This is a genomic window from Thermus sp. NMX2.A1 (assembly GCF_000511705.1).
Classification (GTDB): Bacteria; Deinococcota; Deinococci; order Deinococcales; family Thermaceae; genus Thermus; species Thermus scotoductus.
Genome location: NZ_ATNI01000077.1, coordinates 18160 through 38119, shown reverse-complemented (window position 1 = coordinate 38119; position 19960 = coordinate 18160). Strand labels below are relative to the sequence as shown.

The following is a 19960-nucleotide window of genomic DNA, read 5'->3' as shown; positions in this document are numbered from 1 at the left end:
ATCCAGAGATCCAGCACGATAAAGAGGAACATCCCCAGGCTCACCCCCACGTTGGCCTGGAAAAAGGCCAGGTCCACCCGGCTTAGATCCTCGGGGCTCACCAGGCGGTGCTCGTAGAAGAGGAGCCCTCCCACCAAAAGGAGGCCTACAAAGTAGAGGCTTCCCGCCCCGTAGCTAAGGCCGGCCAGGAGGAAGGCCAGCCAGGCGGTAAGGTGGGTGGCCCGGGCAATCCAGAGGGACAAGGGGATGCCGAAGCGGGCCGGGATGCTCTTTACCCCGTAAGCGCGGTCGAAGGTGTAGTCCTGCGTGGCGTAGAGGATGTCGAATCCGGCGATCCAAAGCCCCACCCCTGCCCAGAGCCAGTAGGCGGTGGGGTGGAAGCTTCCCGTGACGGCGATCCAGCCACCTGCGGCGGCAGCCCCGATGGTGAGGCCCAGCACGTAGTGGCAAAGCCAGGTGAAGCGCTTGGTGTAGCTGTAGATGGTGAGGAAGAAGACCGCCACCGGAAGGAGACGGGTGGTGAGGGGATTAAGGGATAGCCCGGCGAGGGTCAACAGGAGGAGGCCCACCAGGGCCAAAAAAAGGGTTTCCCAGGGTTTGACCAGCCCTTTGGGCAGATGCCGGTTCTGGGTCCTGGGGTTTAAGGCGTCGATCTTCCAGTCTATGAGGCGGTTTAAGGCCATGGCCATGGTCCGGGCCCCCACCATGGCCAGGGTCACCAGGAGGAAGGTGCGAAGGCCCGGCCAGCCCCCCGCCGCAAGAAGCATCCCCCCGTAGGCAAAGGGAAGGGCGAAGAGGGTGTGCTCGAAGCGGATTAGGTCTAGATAAAGCCGAAGCCGCTTCATCCCCGTCGCACCTCAAGAATCCGGTTTGTATCGTCCACCAGGACCACGGTGGGTTTGAGGTTCCTTGCCTCCTCCTCCTCAAAGATGCCGTAGGCCACCAGGATCACCAGGTCCCCTGGGCGCACCAAATGGGCGGCGGCCCCGTTGATCTGCACCACCCCTGACCCCCTCGCCCCGGGTAGGGCGTAGGTGGTGAGCCGGGCCCCGTTGGTGATGTCGTAGATGTCCACCTGTTCGTAGGGCAGGATGCCGGCGGCATCCAAAAGATCCTGGTCCACGGTGACCGAGCCCACATAGTGTAGGTCTGCGTGGGTTACCGTGGCCCGGTGGATCTTGGCGTGGAACATGACCCTTTTCACAAAGGTCAAGTTTACCCTTCGCCTCCTTCCTGAGGAAGCGTCCCCTCCACGAAGAGGGTCTTGGCGTGGGTGTAGAGCACCTGGCCGGGTGCCGCCTTCCTGGGGCGCCACACGTGCTTTTTGCGGGTGTAGTCCACGGGGACCTGGGTTTCCCCCCTGGCCTTGGAGTAGTAGGCGGCGAGCCTGGCGGCAAAGAGGAGGTCGTCAAGGGGGGGATTCTTTCCCTCTGCCTTAAGGATCACGTGGCTTCCCGGCACCCCTTGAGCGTGGAACCACAGGTCCTCGGAGTGGGCCATGCGGGTGAGGAGGTCGTTTTCCTTGGCGTTTCTGCCCACCAGGACGGGATAGCCCGAGGGGGAGGTGTACCTGAGGCCAAGCCTAGGCCCCTTTCCCTCCTTGGGTTTTCGGGAAAGGTCCAAAAGCTCCTGGAGGTCCGCCTGCCTGACCCGCTCCATCTCCCTCTCCAGGGCCTTTAGCTTCTCCTCCGTTTGCGGGATGAGCTCTAGGGCCCTTTCCGCCAGCTCCTCCAGGCGGCGGGCCCGGTCGTAAAGCTTCCTGGCGTTTTCCTGGGGGGATAGGGTGGGATCCAAGGGGATCTCCACCGGCTTGCCGTCAAACCCTTCCAGAACCGCCTTTTCCGCACCCCGGGGTACCTCCTTAAGCCGGGCCAGGAGGAGATCGGCTTTCTGCCGCAAGCTTTCCGCTTCCTCCAGGCGCTCGAGGGCCCGGTGGTAGTCGGAAAGCCTTGCCGAAAGGGTCTTCTGCTCCTGCTTTAGAGCCTCGAGGAGCGGCTTCCTCAAGGCCTCTTTCTCCTCCTCGGCCCACTTTTCCCGGAGCTCCTGGGAAAGAGCGGTGCCCAGGGAGGGATTCTCCACAAGGGCCTTTAGCGCCTCGAAAACCCTGGCCAGGCCAGCCTCGTCCAAGGGGGTTTCCGGGGTGAGGGCAGCCCTTTTGGCCAGCTCCCGCAGGAGTTCCAGCCCTATCCCATCCACGTGGCGCACCACTTCCTTAAGGGGTTTTTCCAGAAGGACCCGGAGTTCCTCCAGGGTCAGGGTCCTGGGATCCAGCTTCTCGTAAGGGGGTGGGGGCACGTAAGGCAGGCCGGGCTTCACCTGGCGGTAGCGGTTCACCTCGCGGGTGATGGGGCGATCCACCCCGAGGATAACGCCTTCTTCATCCAAAAGGATGAGGTTGGCGTTCCGCCCTGTGGCCTCGAGGACCAAGGTGGCGGGTGGGGTATCCACGAACCCCTTTTCCCCGGCAAAGCGGAAGAGGACCACCCGGTCCAGCTTGATCTGTTCCGCCTCCAGCAGGGGGCCCTTTACCCGGGCCTGGACCTGCCGCTGGAAAGGGGTCTTGGGCTCTCCCAAGAGGGTTCCCTCCTCCAGGGCCAGGCTGGGAGACGGGGGGCGGTAGCGGGCCACCAGGTTGAAGATGCGGCCCGATTGACCCTTGAGGAGGATGGCCAGGCTACCTTCCTCGGGAAAGGCCAGGCCCAGGTTTAAAGCGGGAAGCTCCTTTCGTAGCTCCCGCAGGAAGGCGTGGATCAGCAATCCTTCCATTTTCTAAAGACCACCAGAAAGGCGGTATGCCCCACCTGCTGGAAGCGAGGATGGGCCACGGGAAGCCGGATCTCCCACTCCCGCCAGGCTACCTCCAGGACCCGCTCCAACGTGAGGGGCAGGCCCTCAGCCCTCTGTACCAGCTCCAGCACCTGGGTGATGTTGGGGAGGTAGGCCACCAGGAAACGATCGGGCCTAAGAGCCCCCGTGGCCTTGGCCAGGACCTTCCAGGGTTCCATGAGGTCCAGGGCCACCCCGTGAACGCTTTCCGGCTCCAAGGAGGCTTCCTCCAGGTTGCCCAAGTGGAAGCGCACGTTTTCCACCTGCCAGAAGGCCTTCACATTGGCCTCTGCCTGGGCCAGGTGCTGGGGCCGTTTCTCGTAGCTTTCCACGAGCCCCGTGGGCCCCACTGCCCGGGCCAGGAAGAGGGTGAGTCCCCCGGAGCCCGTGCCCGCCTCGAGGACCCGCATCCCCGGGGCCAGATCCAAAAGGGTCACCATGGCGCTGGCGTCCTTGGGGTACGTGGGGGTGGCGCTACGTCGCATGTGGAGGAGGTACTCCTCCAGGGTGGGGTGGTGGACGGAAAGCTCCTCCCCCAGGTGGGTCCACACCCTTCCCCCCGGGCCGGCCTTGCGGATTTCCTCGTGAGGCACGGTGCCCCGGTGGTGGTGGAAGACTCCACCCTCCTTAAGGCGAATCAGGAAGGCTCGGCCTTTGGCGTCCTTGAGAAGAAAGAGCTCACCTTCCATCCCAAACACTTTAGCGGGCCAGGGCCCTGGAGTCCAGGACCCTCTCCAGCTCACAGGGGTTGGGAGCCCTCTGGGATCCCGCAAAGGTACGAAGGGTACCCAGAGGCCCAAGCGCAGGGCCTAGCCCCTCACACCTTGAAAAACCCTTCCACCGGCAGGACGAAGACCACCGCCCCGCCCACCTGCACCTCCACCGGCTGGGCCAGGAACGGGTCGGGGGCCTCGGAAAGGGGAAAGCCCCGGGTGACCAGGCGGGTGCGGGTGCGGCATTTTTCCCGGATCAGCTCCAGCACTTCTTGGACCCTTTCGTCCTCTACCCCGATCAGCAAGGTGGTGTTCCCCTCCCGCAGAAAGCCGCCGGTGGAGGCCAGCTTGGTGGACTGCAAGCCCCGCTCCAACAGGGCTTTGGTGAGCCCGGGGGCGTCGGTATCCTGCACGATGGCCACGATGAGCTTCATTGGCCTTCATTGTACACTGCTGGGCCTCCTTGCCCTCAGGCTTTCTGCAAGATGCCGTGCCATTCCTGCAGGCTTCTGGCCTCGGGGCCTTTTTCCCTGGCCTTCAGAATGGCCTTTAAGCTCCACCAAGCACCCTCTAAGGTGGTGATGAAGGGAAGGCCCTTTTCCACCGCCCGCCTCAACTCGGGGTGGGGGACAGGGCTGATAAGGAGGTCATATTCCCCTTCGGAGAGGGTAAAGCCCGCCTCGAGGTAGGCTTGCCGGAGTTCTTCCAGCCGACGGGCTTCCTTGGGGGGAAGCCCTTCTTGGATGAAGCGCACCCGCCCCTCTAGGGGAAGCCTCTGGCCTGCGCCCAGCTCTGCCTTGTAGTAGGCCAGGTAAGGGTCCTCGTCCAGGCCCATGCTTTCCCCGGTGGAGCGCATCTCGGGACCCAAAACCGGGATGACCCCGGGGAACTTGAGCCAGGGGATGACCACCTCTTTCACCGCGTAGTAGGGGGGTATGGGGTCCAGGTCCCGGATCCCCAGGTCCCTCAGGGTTTTCCCCACGGCGATGAGGGCGGCCAGCTTGGCCAGGGGTATCCCGATGGCTTTGGAAACGAAGGGGACGGTGCGGCTTGCCCGGGGGTTGGCCTCGAGGATGTACACCTCCTCCCCCAAAACGGCATACTGCACGTTCAAAAGGCCCTTCACCCCCAGGGCCAAGGCCAGCTTCCGGGTGTAGGCCCTGACCTTTTCCAAAGCGCCTGGGGAAAGGTGCACCGGGGGGAGCACCGTGGCGGAGTCTCCCGAGTGCACTCCAGCCCGCTCCACATGCTCCATCACCCCGGCGATCATCACCTCTTCCCCGTCGGAAAGGGCGTCCACATCCAGCTCCAAGGCCCCCTCCAGGTACCGGTCCAGGAGGATGGAGGGCTTGTCCTGAAGGGGCTCGTAGACCTCCTCCAGGTAGTGCTCTAGCTCCTCACGGCTCTGGAGGACCCGCATGGCCCGCCCCCCCAGGACGTAGCTGGGCCGGGCCAGGAGGGGGAAGCCCACCTCTTCCGCCAGCCTCAAGGCCTCCTCTGGGGTGGCGGCCACCCGGCCCTCAGGCTGAGGGATACCCAGCTCCCGGCAAAGCCGGTTGAACTCGTGGCGGTCCTCCGCCTTGTGGATGGCGGCGAAGGGAGTGCCGAGGAGCTTTACCCCGGCTTCCTCGAGGCCCTTGGCCAGCTTCAAGGGGGTTTGGCCGCCCAGGGTGGCGATGACCCCGATGGGCTTCTCATGCTCCACCAGGTTCAGGACATCCTCGAGGGTCAGGGGTTCAAAGTAAAGGCGGTCGGCGGTGTCGTAATCGGTGGACACCGTTTCGGGGTTGGAGTTCACCATGATGGTCTCGTACCCCGCCTCCTTCAGGGCCCAGACCGCATGCACCGTGGCGTAGTCGAACTCCACCCCCTGGCCGATCCTTATGGGCCCTGAGCCCAGGATCACCACCTTGGGTTTGCTGGAGGGCCAGACCTCGTCCTCCAGCTCGTAGGTGGAGTAGTGGTAGGGGGTGTAGGCCTCGAACTCCGCGGCGCAGGTGTCCACGGTCTTGTACACGGGCACCACCCCCAGGGCCTTCCGCTCCTGGCGGACCTCCTTTTCCCCCTTGCCCAGGAGCTCGCCCATGCGGGCATCGGTGAGCCCCAGGCCCTTATAGAAGCGCCAGTCCTCCCGGTCCTTGGGGGGATGAAGCTGGAGCCACCCCTCGGCCTGGACGATTTCCTGTATCTGGTACAGGAACCACGGGTCGATGCGGGTGGCCTGGTACAGGTCCTCTATGGGCATCCCCCGCCGCAGGAGCTCCATGACCGCATAGATGCGGTCGGGGTTGGGGTAGAGCTTCTTCTCCAGGTCCTCCGTGCGCACCTGGGCCAGGGCCCTGACGTCCCGTTCTAGACCCCTCAGGGCCTTCATGAGGGCTTCCTTGAAGGTGCGGCCGATGGCCATCACCTCCCCCACGGACTTCATCTGGGTGCCGAGCTCGTCCTTAAGCTCCCCCAGGGTGTTGGGGAGGTCCTTGAACTTCTCAAAGGCGAAGCGGGGGATCTTCACCACCACGTAGTCGATGGTGGGCTCAAAGGAGGCCGGGGTCTTGCGGGTGATGTCGTTGGGAAGCTCGTCCAGGCGGTAGCCCACCGCCAGAAGGGCCGCGATCTTGGCGATGGGGAAGCCCGTGGCCTTGGAGGCGAGGGCGCTGGAACGGGAGACCCGGGGGTTCATCTCGATGACCACCTGGCGGCCCGTCTTGGGGTCCACGGCGAACTGGATGTTGGAACCTCCGGTGTCTACCCCGATCTCCCGGATCACCGCCTTGGCGGCGTCCCGCATCCGTTGGTACTCCGCGTCGGAGAGGGTTTGAGCAGGGGCCACGGTGATGGAGTCCCCGGTGTGGACCCCCATGGGGTCCACGTTTTCGATGCTGGTGATGATGACCACGGTGTCCGCATGGTCCCGCATCACCTCCAGCTCAAACTCCTTCCAGCCCAAAACCGATTCCTCCACCAAGGCGGTGTGCACCGGGGAGAGGAGAAGGCCCCGGCCGAGGACCTCCCTTAGCTCGGCCTCGTTCCGGGCGATACCGCCCCCGGTGCCCCCCAGGGTAAAGGAGGGGCGGACCACCACCGGGTAGCCCACCTCGCGGGCGAAGTGGAGGCCCTCCTCCACGCTCCCCACCATCTGGCCTCGAGGCACCTCGAGGCCAATCTTGCGCATGGCCTTTTGGAACTCCTCCCGGTCCTCTCCCTTTTTGATGGCCTCGGCCTTGGCCCCGATGAGCTCCACCCCGTAGCGGGCAAGTACCCCTTCCTCGTGAAGGGCCATGGAGAGGTTCAAGGCGGTCTGCCCCCCCAAGGTGGGGAGAAGGGCATCCGGGCGCTCCTCGGCGATCACCCTTTCCAGGTATTCCAGGGTGAGGGGCTCCAGGTAGGTGCGCTCGGCCAGCTCGGGATCGGTCATGATGGTGGCGGGGTTGGAGTTCACCAGGATGGCCTCGTACCCTGCCCCCCTGAGGGCCTTCACCGCCTGGGTGCCCGAGTAGTCGAACTCCGCAGCTTGGCCGATGGTGATGGGGCCGGAACCGATGATGAGGATTTTCTTGAGGTCTCTTCTCGGCGGCATCGCGTACCCAATGGGCGAGGATAACATACTTGGCCCGGGTTGTCCAAGGAGAATGCCACTTCTTATGCAAAGTACCCGGGCTTAACTGCATAACTTTGCGCAGAGGTCCCGCCTTCGCCTGGTACAATCAAGGGTATGCGCAGGGTCAAACCCGAGGAACTCCCGGCCCTCCTGAACCAGGGGGTGAAGGTGGTGGACGTCCGCCCGGCGGACAAGCGCCATACCCCCTTGCCCTTTCCCGCGGAGTGGGTGCCCCTGGAGAAAATCCAGGCGGGGGAGCACCACCTGCCCAAGGTTCCCTTGCTCTTGGTGTGCGAAAAGGGGCTCATCAGCCAGGTGGCGGCCCTGTATCTGGAGGCGGAAGGGTACGAGGCCATGAGCCTGGAGGGCGGGTTGCAGGCCTTGACGGAGGGTAGTTAGGCCCTTAGAATGGCGGATGCTGAGCGTGGTGAGCGTAGCTCAGCTGGTTAGAGCACCGGACTGTGGATCCGGGGGTCGTGGGTTCAAGTCCCATCGCTCACCCCAATCCCGCCACCCCGCAAGGGGTGGTATTTTAAAGGGGGGCCTCGCCCTCCTTTTGCGAGGATGGCGGAACCGGTAGACGCGCCGGACTTAGGATCCGGTGGGGTAACCCGTGCGGGTTCAAGTCCCGCTCCTCGCACCACAAGGGCGGGGCCCCTTTTTGAAGCGCGAGGTGAGGCGTGGCGGAAATCCTGGAACGTTCCGGCTATCGGGTAAAGGTCCGGGTGGAGGTACCTAAGGAGAAGGTGGAGGAAAGGTACCAGGCCCTCCTTAGGGACGTGGCCAAGCGGGTGAGGATCCCGGGGTTCCGCCCGGGAAAGGCCCCCTTGAAGGTGGTGGAGGCCCGCATCGGGCGGGAAGAGCTCCTGTCCGACCTCAAGGAGCGCCTGGTGGAGGAGACCTATCCCCTTGCGGTGCAGGAGCTGGGCCTCTTGCCCGTGGCGGCGAGGGTGGTGGAGGAGGAGCTGAGCGAGGGGGAGGGTTTTCGCTACGTGGCCGAGGTGGAGAACTACCCCGAGGTGCAGCTTCCCGACTGGCGGAGCTTTGACCTCCAGGTGGCCCAGGAGGAGGTCACGGAAGAGATGGTGGACAAGGCCTTGGAGGAGCTCCGCCATCGCTACGCCGAACTGGTGCCTGTGGACCGGGAGGCCCAGGAGAAGGACCACGTCTTCGTGCGCACCGAGGAGGGGGCGGAGTTCCCCATTGACCTCTCCAAGGCCCTTCCCCACGTGCGGGAGGCCCTTTTGGGCAAGCGGGCGGGGGAGGTGGTCATGGTCCCCGTCTTGAACGAGAAGGGGGAGAAGGTGCGGGAGGTGCGCACCGAGATCCTGGAGGTGAAGACCCTCGAGCTTCCCGAGCTGGATGAGGAGTTTGCCAAGACCCTCGAGGCGGAGAGCCTGGAGGAACTGAGGGAGAAGGTGCGGGAAAGCCTAAAGCGCCAGGCGGAAGCCCGGTACCAGGAGGCGCGGGAGCGGGCCTTCCTGGAGAAGCTCGCCGAGGGGTTGGAGGCGGAAATACCCCCTTCCATGCTGGAGGCGGAGGAGCGCCACCTCCTGGAGCACCTGGCGGAGGACCTTGCCCGGCAGGGGATTCCCCTCGAGGCCTACCTCAAGGCCCTGGAGGAGAAGGGGGAGTTTGAGAAGTTCCGGGAGGAGTTGAGGCAGGAGGCCTTGAAGCGGGTGAAGCGGTCCTTGGCCAAGGAGCGCCTGGCGGAGGAGCTCAAGCCCGAGGTGAGCGAGGAGGAGTGGCAGGCCTACCTGCAGGCGGTGGCCCGCTCCTACGGAATCTCCTTGCAGGAGCTGAGGCGGGAGTTTGGGGAGAGGGGCCTTGCCCGCTTGCGGGCGGCCTACATCCAGGACAAGGCCGTGAAGGAGGCCTTGGCCAAGCTCCTGTAGGAGCGTCATGGTGGCCCAGGGGGCTTTTCCCCCTGGGCTTGCCGCTACAATGGGGACTGGTATGGTCATACCCTACGTCATAGAGCAGACCGCCCGCGGCGAGCGGGTCTACGACATCTACTCCCGGCTTCTCAAGGATCGCATCATCTTCCTGGGCACCCCCATAGACTCCCAGGTGGCCAACATCATCGTGGCCCAGCTACTTTTCCTGGATGCCCAGAATCCCAATCAGGAGATCCGCCTCTACATCAACTCCCCCGGGGGCGAGGTGGATGCCGGGCTTGCCATCTACGACACCATGCAGTTCGTCCGGGCCCCGGTTTCCACCATCGTCATCGGCATGGCGGCCAGCATGGCCGCGGTGATCCTGGCCGCCGGGGAGAAGGGCCGGCGCTACGCCCTGCCCCACTCCAAGGTGATGATCCACCAGCCCTGGGGCGGGGTCCGGGGCACGGCCAGCGACATCGCCATCCAGGCCCAGGAGATCCTGAAGGCCAAGAAGCTTTTGAACGAGATCCTGGCCAAGCACACTGGCCAGCCCCTGGAGAAGGTGGAGAAGGACACCGACCGGGACTATTACCTTTCCGCCCAGGAGGCCCTGGAGTACGGCCTGATCGACCAGGTGGTGACCCGTGAGGAAGCCTAGACCCTACTGCAGCTTTTGCGGCCTGCGTCCGCCGGAAACGGGGCGGCTTTTGGAAAGCCCCATCGCTGAGGTCTACATTTGCGAGGACTGCGTGGAGCGGGCCCAGGAGCTCTTGCGCCAGGAGAAGCGGGGGCCCAAGGGGCCAACACGCCTTCCCAAGCCCCAGGAGATCAAGGCCCACCTGGACCAGTACGTGGTGGGGCAGGAGGCGGCCAAGAGGGCCTTGAGCGTGGCCGTCTACAACCACTACAAGCGCCTCCTCCATCCGGAGGCGGAGATCGGCAAGTCCAATATCCTCCTCATCGGCCCCACGGGTACGGGTAAGACCCTCCTGGCGGAAACCCTGGCCCGTTTCCTGGATGTGCCCTTTGCCATCGCCGACGCCACCACCTTGACCGAAGCGGGGTACGTGGGGGAGGACGTGGAAAACGTCATCCTCCGCCTTCTGCAGAACGCCGACTTTGATGTGGAGCGGGCGGAGATGGGCATCGTCTACATTGACGAGATCGACAAGATCGCCCGCAAGTCGGAAAACCCCTCCTTGACCCGGGATGTTTCCGGGGAAGGGGTGCAGCAGGCTCTGTTGAAGATCATTGAGGGTACCATCGCCAACGTGCCTCCTCAGGGAGGGCGCAAGCACCCGCACCAGGAGTTCATTCCCGTGAACACCAAGAACATCCTCTTCATCCTGGGCGGGGCCTTTGAGGGGCTGGAGAACATCGTCAAGGCCCGCACCGAGCGCACCACCATTGGCTTTACCCGTGGCAAGGCCAAGGAAGCCCACGAGGAGCCCTTAGAGGTCATCCCCGAGGACTTGGTGAAGTTCGGCATGATTCCAGAGTTTGTGGGGCGGGCCCCCCTCATCGTCCAGCTTCATCCCCTTACGGAAGACGACCTGGTGCGCATCCTCACCGAGCCGAAGAACGCCTTGGTGAAGCAGTACCAGGAACTCATGCGCCTGGAGGGGATCGAGCTTCGCTTTACCCAGGCGGCCCTGAAGGAGATCGCCCGCCGGGCGCTGAAGCGGGGCACAGGGGCCCGGGGCCTTAGGGCCATCCTGGAGAAGACCATGGTGGACCTCATGTTTGAGGCCCCGGGAAGCGGGGTCCGCGAGCTGGTGATCGACCTTCCCCACCTGGACCAGCCCCTGAAGGCCCTCGAGGAGGCCAAACTCCGCCAGGCCTCTTAGGGGGCTACCCCTGGCCCAGGCGGGCCACCAGCTCCTCCTTCAGGGCGAAAAGCCGTTCGCTGAGGGAGACATGGTAGACGTGGGGGTTTACCAGGCGGCGCACCCCGGGGTCCAGGCGCTCCACGTCCCTTCGCCGCCTTTCCTGTAGCACTTCCAGGGGTAACGGCGGAAAGAGCCGCTTGCCCCGATAGGCTTCCTGCAATAGGGGCTCGAGGGTGAACTCCCCCGGGCGGAGGGTGCGGCGCTTGGTGGGGTCCGTGGGGTGGCGTAGGCAAAGGGCCTGGTTCTCCCGTACCTCCTCATCGTGGGCCGTCAAAAGGTCAGCGGTGGCCAGGCCCCGGTGATCGTATACCCGGTAGACCTTCTTGTGCCCGGGGTTCAGCACCTTCTCCAGGGAATCGGAGATCTTGATGGCCGGGGCCCAGGTGCCGTTTTCCCGGATGGCCACCAGTTTGTAGACTCCTCCCAGGGCCGGATAACCCCAGGAAACCACCATCCGGGTCCCCACCCCGTAGACCAGGCGCTTGAGGAGGCGGTCCGGGTCCACCCCGTAGCGGGGGGCCTCCTCCTGAATCTGGCTTTTGATCTGCCAGATGACCAGCTCGTCCAGGTCCCCGGAAAGGACGATGAGGGTGTCGGGGAAGCCCGCCTTGTCCAGCTCCCTGGCCACCTGTATGGCCAGGTAAGCGAGGTCCCCGGAGTCTATGCGCACCCCCACCGGTTTGTGCCCCTTGCGCCGCAACCGCTCAAAGACCCGGACGGCGTTGGGAAGACCCGAGTCCAAGGTGTCCACGGTATCCAAAAGGAGGATGGTGTCGTCGGGGAAGACCTCGGCGAAGGCCTGGAAGGCCTCCTCCTCGGAGTGGCCCAGGGCCAGGAAGGCCTGGACCATGCTGTGGGCATGGGTACCCGAGGAGGGAAGCCCGAGGAGGTGGGAAAGGCTCACGGCGCTGGACCGGTTGGCCCCCCCGATGAGGCTCGCCCGGGTGGCGGCCTCCCCTCCCTTGGCGGGGGCGCGGCGGAGGCCGAATTCCAGCACCAGGGCCTCCCCCGCGGCTTCCCGCACCCGGCTCGCCTTGGTGGCGATGAGGGTTTCGTAGTTGATGCGGTTTAAGAGGGCGGTTTCCAGGAGCTGGGCCTGCAGGAGGGGGCCTTCCACGCTGATGAGGGGCACCTGGGGGTGGGCCACCCGGCCCTCGGGAAGGGCCCTAAGGGTCAGGCCCTGGAAGCCCCCTATCCCCTTTAGGTAGCGCAGGTAGTCTTCGGCGAAAAGGGGTTTCCCGCTCCGGCTTTTCAGGGCGCTCAGGGCGGCGAGCTCCTCCTCGCCGAAGCGGGCTTCCTCCATCCAGGTCAGGAGGGGATCTAGCCCGGCGAAGATGGTGTAACCCGCCTGGTGGGCTCCGTAGTCGGGGTTCTTGCGGTAGAAGGCTTCAAAGAGGGCCTCCTTCTCGTGAAGGCCAAGCCTAAAGTAAACCTGGCCCATGGTGAGCTGGTAAAGGTCCGTGTAGAGGATGCCGAAGGGGTCCATGGGCCTAGCATAGCCCGCCTTTTTTCGCTACACTAGCGGGATATGGTGGAGGTCCACACCTGTAGCCCTGGTTGCCGCCACCACCTCGGAGGGGCGGGGTTTGGGGATGCCCCCTTGGTGCGGCTGGGTTACAACAAGGAGGCCCGGGCGGAGAAGTTCCCTTACCTCAAGGCCCTCTTGCAGAGACCCCTGGTCTTTGACGGGGCCATGGGTACCGAGCTGCAAAAGCGCCACCTCACCCCGGAGGACTACGGGGGAGAGGCCTACTACGGTTGCCCCGAGGTGCTGAACCTAACCCGCCCCGAGGTGATCCAGGAGATCCACCGGGCGTACCTCGAGGCCGGGGCGGAGGTGATCGAGACCAACACCTTCGGTGCTCTGCGCCATGTGCTGGCCGAGTACGGTTTGGGCGAGAAGGCGGAGGAGCTGGCCTACCTGGGGGCCAGGATCGCCAAGGAGGTGGCCGAGCCCTACGGGGCCTTCGTGGCAGGGGCCTTGGGGCCGGGCACCAAGCTCATCTCCCTGGGACAGATCTCCTGGGATGAGCTTTTTACCGCCTATAAGGAGGCGGTGCGGGGGCTTCTTCGGGGCGGGGTGGACCTGATCCTTCTGGAAACCGCCCAGGACATCCTGCAGGTGCGCTGTGCGGTCCTGGCAGCCCGGGAGGCCATGGCCGAGGTGGGCAGGGAAGTGCCCTTGCAGGTCCAGGTGACCATGGAGGCCACGGGCACCATGCTGGTGGGCACCGACGAGCAGGCGGCCCTGGCGGCGTTGGAGAGCCTGCCCATCGATGTGGTGGGCATGAACTGCGCCACGGGCCCCGACCTCATGGACGCCAAGATCCGCTACTTCGCCGAGAACGCCACCCGCTTCGTGAGCTGCCTGCCCAACGCCGGCCTGCCCCGGAACGAGGGGGGGAAGGTGGTCTACGACCTCACCCCGGAGGAGCTGGCCAAGTGGCACCTCAAGTTCGTGACCGAGTACGGGGTGAACGCCGTGGGGGGGTGTTGCGGCACGGGGCCGGAGCACATCCGCAAGGTGGCGGAGGTGGTGAAGGGAAAACCTGCTCCCAAGCGAAAGGAAACCTTCCCCCCCCAGGTGGCCTCCCTCTATCAGGCGGTTCCCCTCCGCCAGGAGGCAAGCGTTTTCCTGGTGGGGGAGCGCTTGAACGCCACGGGGAGCAAACGGTTTCGGGAGATGCTCTTTGCCCGGGACCTCGAGGGCATCCTGGCCCTGGCCCGGGAGCAAGTGGAGGAGGGGGCCCACGCCCTGGACCTCTCCGTGGCCTGGACGGGAAGGGATGAGCTTCAGGACCTCGCCTGGCTCCTTCCTCACTTGGCCACCGCGGTCACCGTGCCCTTCATGGTGGACTCCACCTCCCCTTCGGCCATGGAGTTCGCCCTTAAACATCTTCCGGGCCGGGTCCTTTTGAACTCCGCTAACCTCGAGGACGGCCTGGAGAAGTTTGACCGGGTGGCCTCCCTGGCCAAGGCCCACGGGGCGGCCTTGGTGGTCCTCACCATCGACGAAAAGGGCATGGCCAAAACCCAGGAGGAGAAGGTGCGGGTGGCCTTGCGCATGTACGAGCGCCTCACCGAGCACCACGGTTTCCGCCCGGAGGACCTCCTCTTTGACCTCCTCACCTTCCCCATCACGCAAGGGGACGAGGAAAGCCGCCCTTTGGCCAGGGAAACCCTTTTGGCCATGGAGGAGCTAAGGGAGAGGCTTCCCGGGGTGGGGTTCATCCTGGGGGTGTCCAACGTGTCCTTCGGCCTGAAGCCTAGGGCCAGGCGGGTTCTCAACTCGGTCTTCCTGGACGAAGCCCGTAAGAAGGGTCTTACCGCCGCCATTGTGGATGCGGGCAAGATCCTTCCCATAAACCAGATTCCCGAGGAGGCCTATGCCCTGGCCCTGGACCTGATCTATGACCGGAGGCGGGAGGGATTTGACCCCCTCTTGGCCTTCATGGGCTACTTTGAAACCCACCGGGAGGACCCGGCCCTCAAGGAGGATGCCTTCCAGGCTCTGCCCGTTCTGGAGAGGCTGAAGCGCCGGGTGGTGGAGGGGAGGAAAGGGGGCCTCGAGGCGGATCTGGACGAGGCCTTGCGGGAAGGCCATAAACCCCTGGACCTCATCAACGGGCCCCTTCTTTCGGGCATGAAGGAGGTGGGGGAGCTTTTCGGGGCAGGAAAGATGCAGCTTCCCTTTGTCCTCCAGGCTGCTGAGGTGATGAAGCGGGCAGTGGCCCACCTCGAGCCCCACATGGAGCGGCGGGGCGAGGGCCGGGGCAAGATGGTCTTGGCCACGGTGAAGGGGGATGTGCACGATATCGGCAAGAACCTGGTGGATATCATCCTCACCAACAACGGCTACCAGGTGATCAACCTGGGCATCAAGGTGCCCATTGAGGAGATCCTGAAGGCGGTGGAGGAGCACAAGCCCCATGCGGTGGGCATGTCCGGCCTCCTGGTCAAGAGCACCGTGGTCATGAAGGAGAACCTGGAGTACATGCGGGATAGGGGGTATACCCTGCCGGTGATCCTGGGGGGGGCGGGCCCTCACCCGCTCCTATGTGGAGGAGCTTAAGGCCATCTACCCCAACGTCTACTACGCGGAGGATGCCTTCGAAGGCCTTAGGCTCATGGAAGCCCTCACCAGCGGGGAGGCCACCTCGGTGAGGAAGGAGGCCCAAAAGCCCAGGGTGGAGGCTCCCAAGGCGGTACCCAAGGCGAAGCCTGTGGGGGAGGCTCCTTCCGTTCCCCGCCCCCCCTTCTTCGGGGTGCGGGTGGAGGAGAATCTGGACCTGGCCACCATCGCCCACTATGTGAACAAGCTGGCCCTTTTCCGCGGCCAGTGGGGGTATAGCCGCAGGGGCCTCACCCGGGAAGAGTGGCAGGCTTTGGTGGAGCGGGAAGCGGAGCCGGTCTTCCGGAGGCTGCTTAGGGAGGCCATGGAGGAGGGGTGGCTCAGGCCCAAGGTCCTCTACGGCTTCTTTCCCGTGGCCCGGGAAGGGGAGGAGCTTTTGGTGTTCTCCCCCGAGACCGGGGAGGTTTTGGAACGCTTTGCCTTCCCCCGGCAGAAGGGCGGGGGCCTCAGCCTGGTGGACTACTTCCGTCCCCGCTTCGCTCCTCCTTTGGGGGATGAAGAAAGGTGGCTTCCCGCCTATGAAGCGGGGGCCAGGGATGTCCTGGGGGTGCAGCTCGTAACCATGGGGGAGGAGCCTTCCAGGAAGGCCAAGGCGCTTTTTGAGGCTGGAGCCTACCAGGATTACCTTTTCGTGCATGGCTTCAGCGTGGAGATGACCGAGGCCCTGGCGGAGTACTGGCACAAAAGGATGCGCCAGATGTGGGGCATCGCCGGGAAGGATGCCACCGAGATCCGCAAGCTCTTCCAGCAGGGCTACCAGGGAGCCCGCTACTCCTTTGGTTATCCCGCCTGCCCGGACCTGGCGGACCAGGCTAAGCTGGACCGGCTCATGGACTTCAGCAGGGTTGGGGTGCGCCTCACGGAGAACTTCCAGCTAGATCCTGAGCACAGCACCAGCGCCATCGTGGTGCACCACCCCGAGGCGCGGTATTTCAACGTGGATTAAAGGGGAGCCTGCTCCCGGCCTTGAGGTAGGCCTCCCTGGGGAAGCGGAATCTGGCCATCCCCCCAAGCCCGGTATACTTGGCCCCGTGCTGGGCCTTTACCACGCCGCCCGGAGCCTGGGCCTACGGCCAGCCCTGCTGGAATCCTTGGGGATAAGGGCGCCCTTTTCCCGGCTTTCCCTTTTGGGCTTAAGGCCAGTGCACCGCCTCGAGGTGTGGGAGGGCTGGCTTTACCTGGATGGGAGGCGGGTGGGAGAGGCCCTGGACATCTTCGCCTACCTGGAGAAAGGCCTGGGGAGAGGGTATTTTCCTGCCTGGATAGGGTTTTTCACCTACGAGTTTGCCCGGCACCTGGGCCTCTCCACCCACAAGCCTCTTCCTGGCCTTCCCGAGGCTGCTTTTTTCTACTACCCCGAGGGATTCGCCCTCCTCGAGGGGCGGCTTCTGGAAACCCCTTCCTTTCCCTTGAGGCCCCTTCCCTACAACCCCCCTCCCTTGCCCCACCACCCCTTGGCGTCCGACTTTCCCAGGGAGGCTTTCCTAAAGGGGGTGCTTTCAGTCCAGGAGAGGATCCGGGCCGGGGTGGTCTACCAGGTGAACCTCTCCCACCGTTTCCGGCTCCTCGGGAGTGTGGATCCCCTCCTCCTCTACGCCCGCCTCCGCTCCTTAAACCCTTCCCCTTTCATGGGGCTTGTGGAGGGGGAGGGATGGGCGGTGGTTTCGGGTAGCCCGGAGAGGCTTTTTAAAAAGGTGGGTAGCCGGGTCCTGGCCCGGCCCATTGCGGGAACCCGGCCCCGGGGGAAGACGGAGGCGGAGGATCTGGCTTTGGAAAAGGACCTCCTTGCCTCCCCCAAGGAGTGGGCCGAGCACGCCATGCTGGTGGATCTTCTCCGCAACGACCTGGCCAGGGTGGCCCTGCCGGGCACGGTGAGGGTGCAGGAGCTTTTCACCGTGGAGCGCTACGCCCACGTGATGCACCTGGTTTCCCAGGTGGAAGGCTACACCCGGGCCTCCCTGGGCCAGGTCTTCGCCAGCTTATTCCCGGGAGGCACCATCACCGGAGCTCCTAAGGGAACGGTGATGGAGGCCATACGGGAGCTGGAGCCTGTGCCAAGGGGGGCTTACACGGGAAGCCTGGGGTACGTGTCGGGTCGGGGGGTGGATTTCAACATCCTCATCCGCTCCTTCCAGAGGGTGGGGGAGGAGGTGTATTTCTCTGCGGGGGCGGGCATCGTCATCGCCTCGGAAGCGGAAGCGGAGTACCAGGAAACCCTCTACAAGGCGGAAAGCCTCCTTCTGGCCCTGAACCGGGGCCGGCCTGGGGTCAAGCCTTTGCCTCCCAAGCCCATGGCTTCCTGGGTCCCGCCCCCTCCTCCAAGGAGGGTGAGGGCCCGGGTGCTTTTCCTGGAAAACCGCGATTCCTTCAGCTACAACCTGGTGGACTACCTGCGGGCCCTGGGGGCGGAGGTGGCCGTGGTAGACCAGGAGGAGCCTCCGAACCTCCGGGGATTCAGCCACCTGGTGGTGGGGCCAGGGCCCAAGGACCCCTTTACGGCGGGAAGGGTCTTGGAGTGGACCCGAAGGGCCCTGGAGGAGGGTGTTCCCTTCCTCGGGGTTTGCCTGGGCCACCAGGCCCTGGGGGTGGCCCTGGGGGCTGAACTCTACCGGGAAGCCCCCGTGCACGGGGAGGCCCATGCCATCCACCACCGGGGAGAAGGCCTCTTTCGGGGCCTGCCCAACCCCCTTCCCTTTGCCCGCTACCACTCCTTGGCCATAAGAAACCTTCCCAGAGGGGTGCGCCTCCTGGCCTGGACGGAAGATGGGGTGCCCATGGCCATCTGGGATGGCAGGCGGGCCTACGGCGTGCAGTTCCATCCGGAGAGTATCCTTTCCCCATGGGGGATGGAGCTTCTGGCGCGGTTCTTGGAGGAGGCATGAGGCAGGTCCTCCTGAAGGGGGTGCCCTTCCGCGAACCCTTGCCCGAGGGCTTTTTGTACCACGGGATGAGCGTCTTCACCACCTTGCGGGTGGAAAGGGGCCGACCCCTTTGGCTGGAGGAGCATCTTTTTCGCCTGCGCCGGCATGCTTTGGCCTTGGGGCTTCCCTACCCAGGGAATGAAGTGTTTTTGAAGGACCTCGAGGCCCTGGCCAAGGAGTTCGCCCACCTTCCCTGTTTCCGCCTCCGCTTCACCGTGGGGGAGGGGGTGTGGCTTTCCGAGGCCCGTCCCTACTCGCCACCTCCCTTGACCGCTTACGAGGAGGGGGTTCGGGTTCTCCTCACCCCTTACCGGGTGCATCCGGACCTTTGCCGCTTCAAGACCGGAAACTACCTGCCCTACCGCCTGGCCCAGAAGGAAGCGGAAGGGCAGGGAGCCTTTGAAGGGCTTTTGCAGGACAGCGAGGGGTACGTGGTGGATGGAAGCCGCACCAGCCCCCTTCTTTACCGGGAGGGAGCGCTCTTCCTCCTGGAGGGGGGCCTCGAGGGCATCACCCGGGAAAAGGTGGCCCGGGTAGCCCGGGAGCTGGGCCTTCGGGTGGAGCGGGCGCGGCTTTACCCCTGGGAGCTTCCCCTGGCCGCGCCCCCTCCTCTTCCCCCCCACCAGGCCCTGCGCCGCCGGGGAGGAGAGCGGGAGGGAGCGAAGGGGGTGTTGCTCCTGGCGGGAAGCGGGGTGGGGCTTTTGCCCGTGGGGCCGGCCCCCAGGGAGCTCCTTCCCCTGGTGGAGCGCTTCCTTCCCGCCTGCTATACTGAATAGCGGTACCTCCAGCCCATGGCCATGGGCTGGTGCCCTTTTTACACGGAGGGAAGGAATGAAGAAGCCGGTTTACCTCACCCCAGAAGGCTTTAGGCGCCTTCAGGAGGAGCTGCATCACCTGAAGACCACCAAGCGGCAGGAGATTTCCGCCGACTTTGAACAGGCCCTGGAGGAAGGGGATTTAAGGGAGAACGCCGGTTACGACGAGGCGCGCCGGGCCATGTGGCAGAACGAGGCCCGCATTGCCCAGCTGGAAGACCTCTTGGCCCGGGCGGTGGTGGTGGAGGGGAACGGCTCCTACGACCAGGTGGCCCTGGGCTGCCAGGTGGAGCTGGAAACCGAATCCGGGGAAAGGCTTTCGTTGGCCATCGTGGGTAGCCACGAGGCGGATATCTTCAGCGGCAAGATCTCGGACGAGTCCCCCCTTGGCCAGGCCCTTTTGGGTAAGAAGGTGGGGGACGTGGTGGAGATAAGGGGCAAGAAGGGAGCCCAGGTCTACACCATCCTGGAGATCAAGCCCCTATAGTTCGGCGGTAAGCGCAGGTGTGGCCTTGAGGGGGCCTAGGGCCTCTTCCGCATGGTGTTTCAAGGCTAGGAATAGCCTTTCCAGGGGAGCTTCTTCCAGGTAGGAAAGGGCCTCGCTACCCGGAAGATGGAGGATGGCCCTGAGGGCCTCCACGCCTTTTTCCCCCAGGTAGATGCCCTCCTCCCCGTACGGGCCGGACCCGTGAACCAGGCGGCCTGCCTTCAGATATAGGCCAGGCCCCAGGAGGTGTGGGCTTAAGCCCCCGGCCTTCACCACCCGCCATCCCGCCCATACCAGGGGCAGAAGGGGCCTGGGGTGCTTGGCGATGCCCCTCAGGCCGGAGATGAAGACCGGGTAGATCCTGGGGGCGGCCTCCGGGGAGGCCAGGCGGTAGGAGAGCTCCGCCAGAAAAGAGGCCAGAAGGAAGCGCCTGGGTTCCTCCAGGCCGTGTAGCCTCCCGAGGAGCTCCGCCTGGGTAAGGGTGGGAAGGCCCTCCCCCTTGGTGTAAAGCTGGAAGCGCACATGGTGGAACAGGGAGAGTCTGCCCGAGCGCCCCGAAGGGCGCACCCCCTTGCGGGCCACGGCTTCCAGGCTTCCCTTGGGAGTGAGGAACCGCAAAAGGAGGTCCCCTTGAAGCAGGGCCTTCCGGCCCACCACAATGCCTTCCTCCAGGCGGTACCGCTCCACCATTCCAGT

Annotated in this window: 15 protein-coding genes, 2 tRNA genes and 1 pseudogene; 10 read left to right on the top strand and 8 right to left on the bottom strand. The window is 64.7% G+C overall.

The window, feature by feature from the left end; genetic code table 11:
* From mqnP to carB, 6 genes are all read right to left on the bottom strand, one after another.
* The coding region (gene mqnP, locus TNMX_RS09250) for a menaquinone biosynthesis prenyltransferase MqnP (RefSeq protein ID WP_038031497.1) at positions 1 to 845 on the bottom strand (845 nt) is incomplete at its 3' end.
* Positions 842 to 1192: an aspartate 1-decarboxylase gene (gene panD / locus TNMX_RS09245; RefSeq protein ID WP_038031501.1), complete on the bottom strand. Its 351-nt coding sequence runs from the start codon at positions 1190 to 1192 to the stop codon at positions 842 to 844. The genes panD and mqnP, both read right to left, overlap by 4 nt.
* A 23-nt stretch (positions 1193 to 1215) precedes the next feature.
* Positions 1216 to 2766 (bottom strand): NFACT family protein, encoded by a 1551-nt coding sequence (locus tag TNMX_RS09240; protein WP_038031495.1) that lies wholly within the window; start codon positions 2764 to 2766, stop codon positions 1216 to 1218.
* Positions 2751 to 3515: a tRNA (adenine-N1)-methyltransferase gene (locus tag TNMX_RS09235; protein WP_038031493.1), complete on the bottom strand. Its 765-nt coding sequence runs from the start codon at positions 3513 to 3515 to the stop codon at positions 2751 to 2753. The genes TNMX_RS09240 and TNMX_RS09235 overlap by 16 nt, the downstream gene beginning before the upstream one ends.
* 128 nt (positions 3516 to 3643) lie before the next feature.
* On the bottom strand, positions 3644 to 3973 hold the full coding sequence (locus tag TNMX_RS09230; protein ID WP_015717299.1) for a cyclic-di-AMP receptor: 330 nt from the start codon (positions 3971 to 3973) through the stop codon (positions 3644 to 3646).
* A 35-nt stretch (positions 3974 to 4008) separates the two neighbouring features.
* Positions 4009 to 7116: a carbamoyl-phosphate synthase large subunit gene (gene carB, locus TNMX_RS09225; RefSeq protein WP_038031491.1), complete on the bottom strand. Its 3108-nt coding sequence runs from the start codon at positions 7114 to 7116 to the stop codon at positions 4009 to 4011.
* 135 nt (positions 7117 to 7251) lie between these two features.
* Here carB and TNMX_RS09220 point away from each other — a divergent pair, with 135 nt between their 5' ends.
* From TNMX_RS09220 to clpX, 6 genes are all read left to right on the top strand, one after another.
* Positions 7252 to 7536 carry a rhodanese-like domain-containing protein gene (locus TNMX_RS09220; RefSeq protein WP_019550132.1) on the top strand — a complete coding sequence of 95 codons (285 nt, stop codon included), beginning with the start codon at positions 7252 to 7254 and terminating at the stop codon, positions 7534 to 7536.
* 28 nt (positions 7537 to 7564) lie between these two features.
* Positions 7565 to 7641 (top strand) — tRNA-His (locus tag TNMX_RS09215).
* A 54-nt stretch (positions 7642 to 7695) separates the two neighbouring features.
* Positions 7696 to 7780 (top strand) — tRNA-Leu (locus tag TNMX_RS09210).
* 37 nt (positions 7781 to 7817) lie between these two features.
* A complete protein-coding gene (tig, locus tag TNMX_RS09205; RefSeq protein WP_038031489.1) occupies positions 7818 to 9032 on the top strand; it encodes a trigger factor in 1215 nt (404 codons plus the stop codon).
* Positions 9033 to 9093: 61 nt separating this feature from the next.
* Entirely contained in the window at positions 9094 to 9678 is a 585-nt protein-coding gene (clpP, locus tag TNMX_RS09200; RefSeq protein ID WP_038031487.1) for an ATP-dependent Clp endopeptidase proteolytic subunit ClpP, read from the top strand.
* On the top strand, positions 9665 to 10867 hold the full coding sequence (gene clpX, locus TNMX_RS09195; RefSeq protein ID WP_015717294.1) for an ATP-dependent Clp protease ATP-binding subunit ClpX: 1203 nt from the start codon (positions 9665 to 9667) through the stop codon (positions 10865 to 10867). The genes clpP and clpX overlap by 14 nt, the downstream gene beginning before the upstream one ends.
* A 4-nt stretch (positions 10868 to 10871) precedes the next feature.
* On the opposite strand, the gene TNMX_RS09190 is transcribed toward clpX, so the two are convergent.
* Entirely contained in the window at positions 10872 to 12395 is a 1524-nt protein-coding gene (locus TNMX_RS09190) for a nicotinate phosphoribosyltransferase (RefSeq protein ID WP_038031485.1), read from the bottom strand.
* 42 nt (positions 12396 to 12437) lie between these two features.
* Between TNMX_RS09190 and metH the strand changes: the two are divergent.
* The 4 genes and pseudogenes from metH (at position 12438) to greA (ending at position 19264) form a co-directional block, all read left to right on the top strand.
* Positions 12438 to 15987 (top strand): annotated as a pseudogene (gene metH / locus TNMX_RS09185) (methionine synthase).
* A gap of 85 nt (positions 15988 to 16072) precedes the next feature.
* Positions 16073 to 17923 carry a chorismate-binding protein gene (locus tag TNMX_RS09180; RefSeq protein ID WP_015717291.1) on the top strand — a complete coding sequence of 617 codons (1851 nt, stop codon included), beginning with the start codon at positions 16073 to 16075 and terminating at the stop codon, positions 17921 to 17923.
* Complete coding sequence (locus TNMX_RS09175; RefSeq protein WP_038031481.1) at positions 17920 to 18738, top strand: aminotransferase class IV; 819 nt, start codon at positions 17920 to 17922, stop codon at positions 18736 to 18738. The genes TNMX_RS09180 and TNMX_RS09175 overlap by 4 nt, the downstream gene beginning before the upstream one ends.
* A 55-nt stretch (positions 18739 to 18793) precedes the next feature.
* Positions 18794 to 19264, top strand: a complete 471-nt coding sequence (gene greA / locus TNMX_RS09170) for a transcription elongation factor GreA (RefSeq protein WP_015717289.1) — start codon at positions 18794 to 18796, stop codon at positions 19262 to 19264.
* Here the strand turns inward: greA and TNMX_RS09165 are convergent.
* A complete protein-coding gene (locus TNMX_RS09165; protein ID WP_038031479.1) occupies positions 19259 to 19954 on the bottom strand; it encodes a DNA repair protein RecO in 696 nt (231 codons plus the stop codon). The two genes, greA and TNMX_RS09165, sit on opposite strands and share 6 nt — an antisense overlap.
* Positions 19955 to 19960 lie beyond the last annotated feature (6 nt).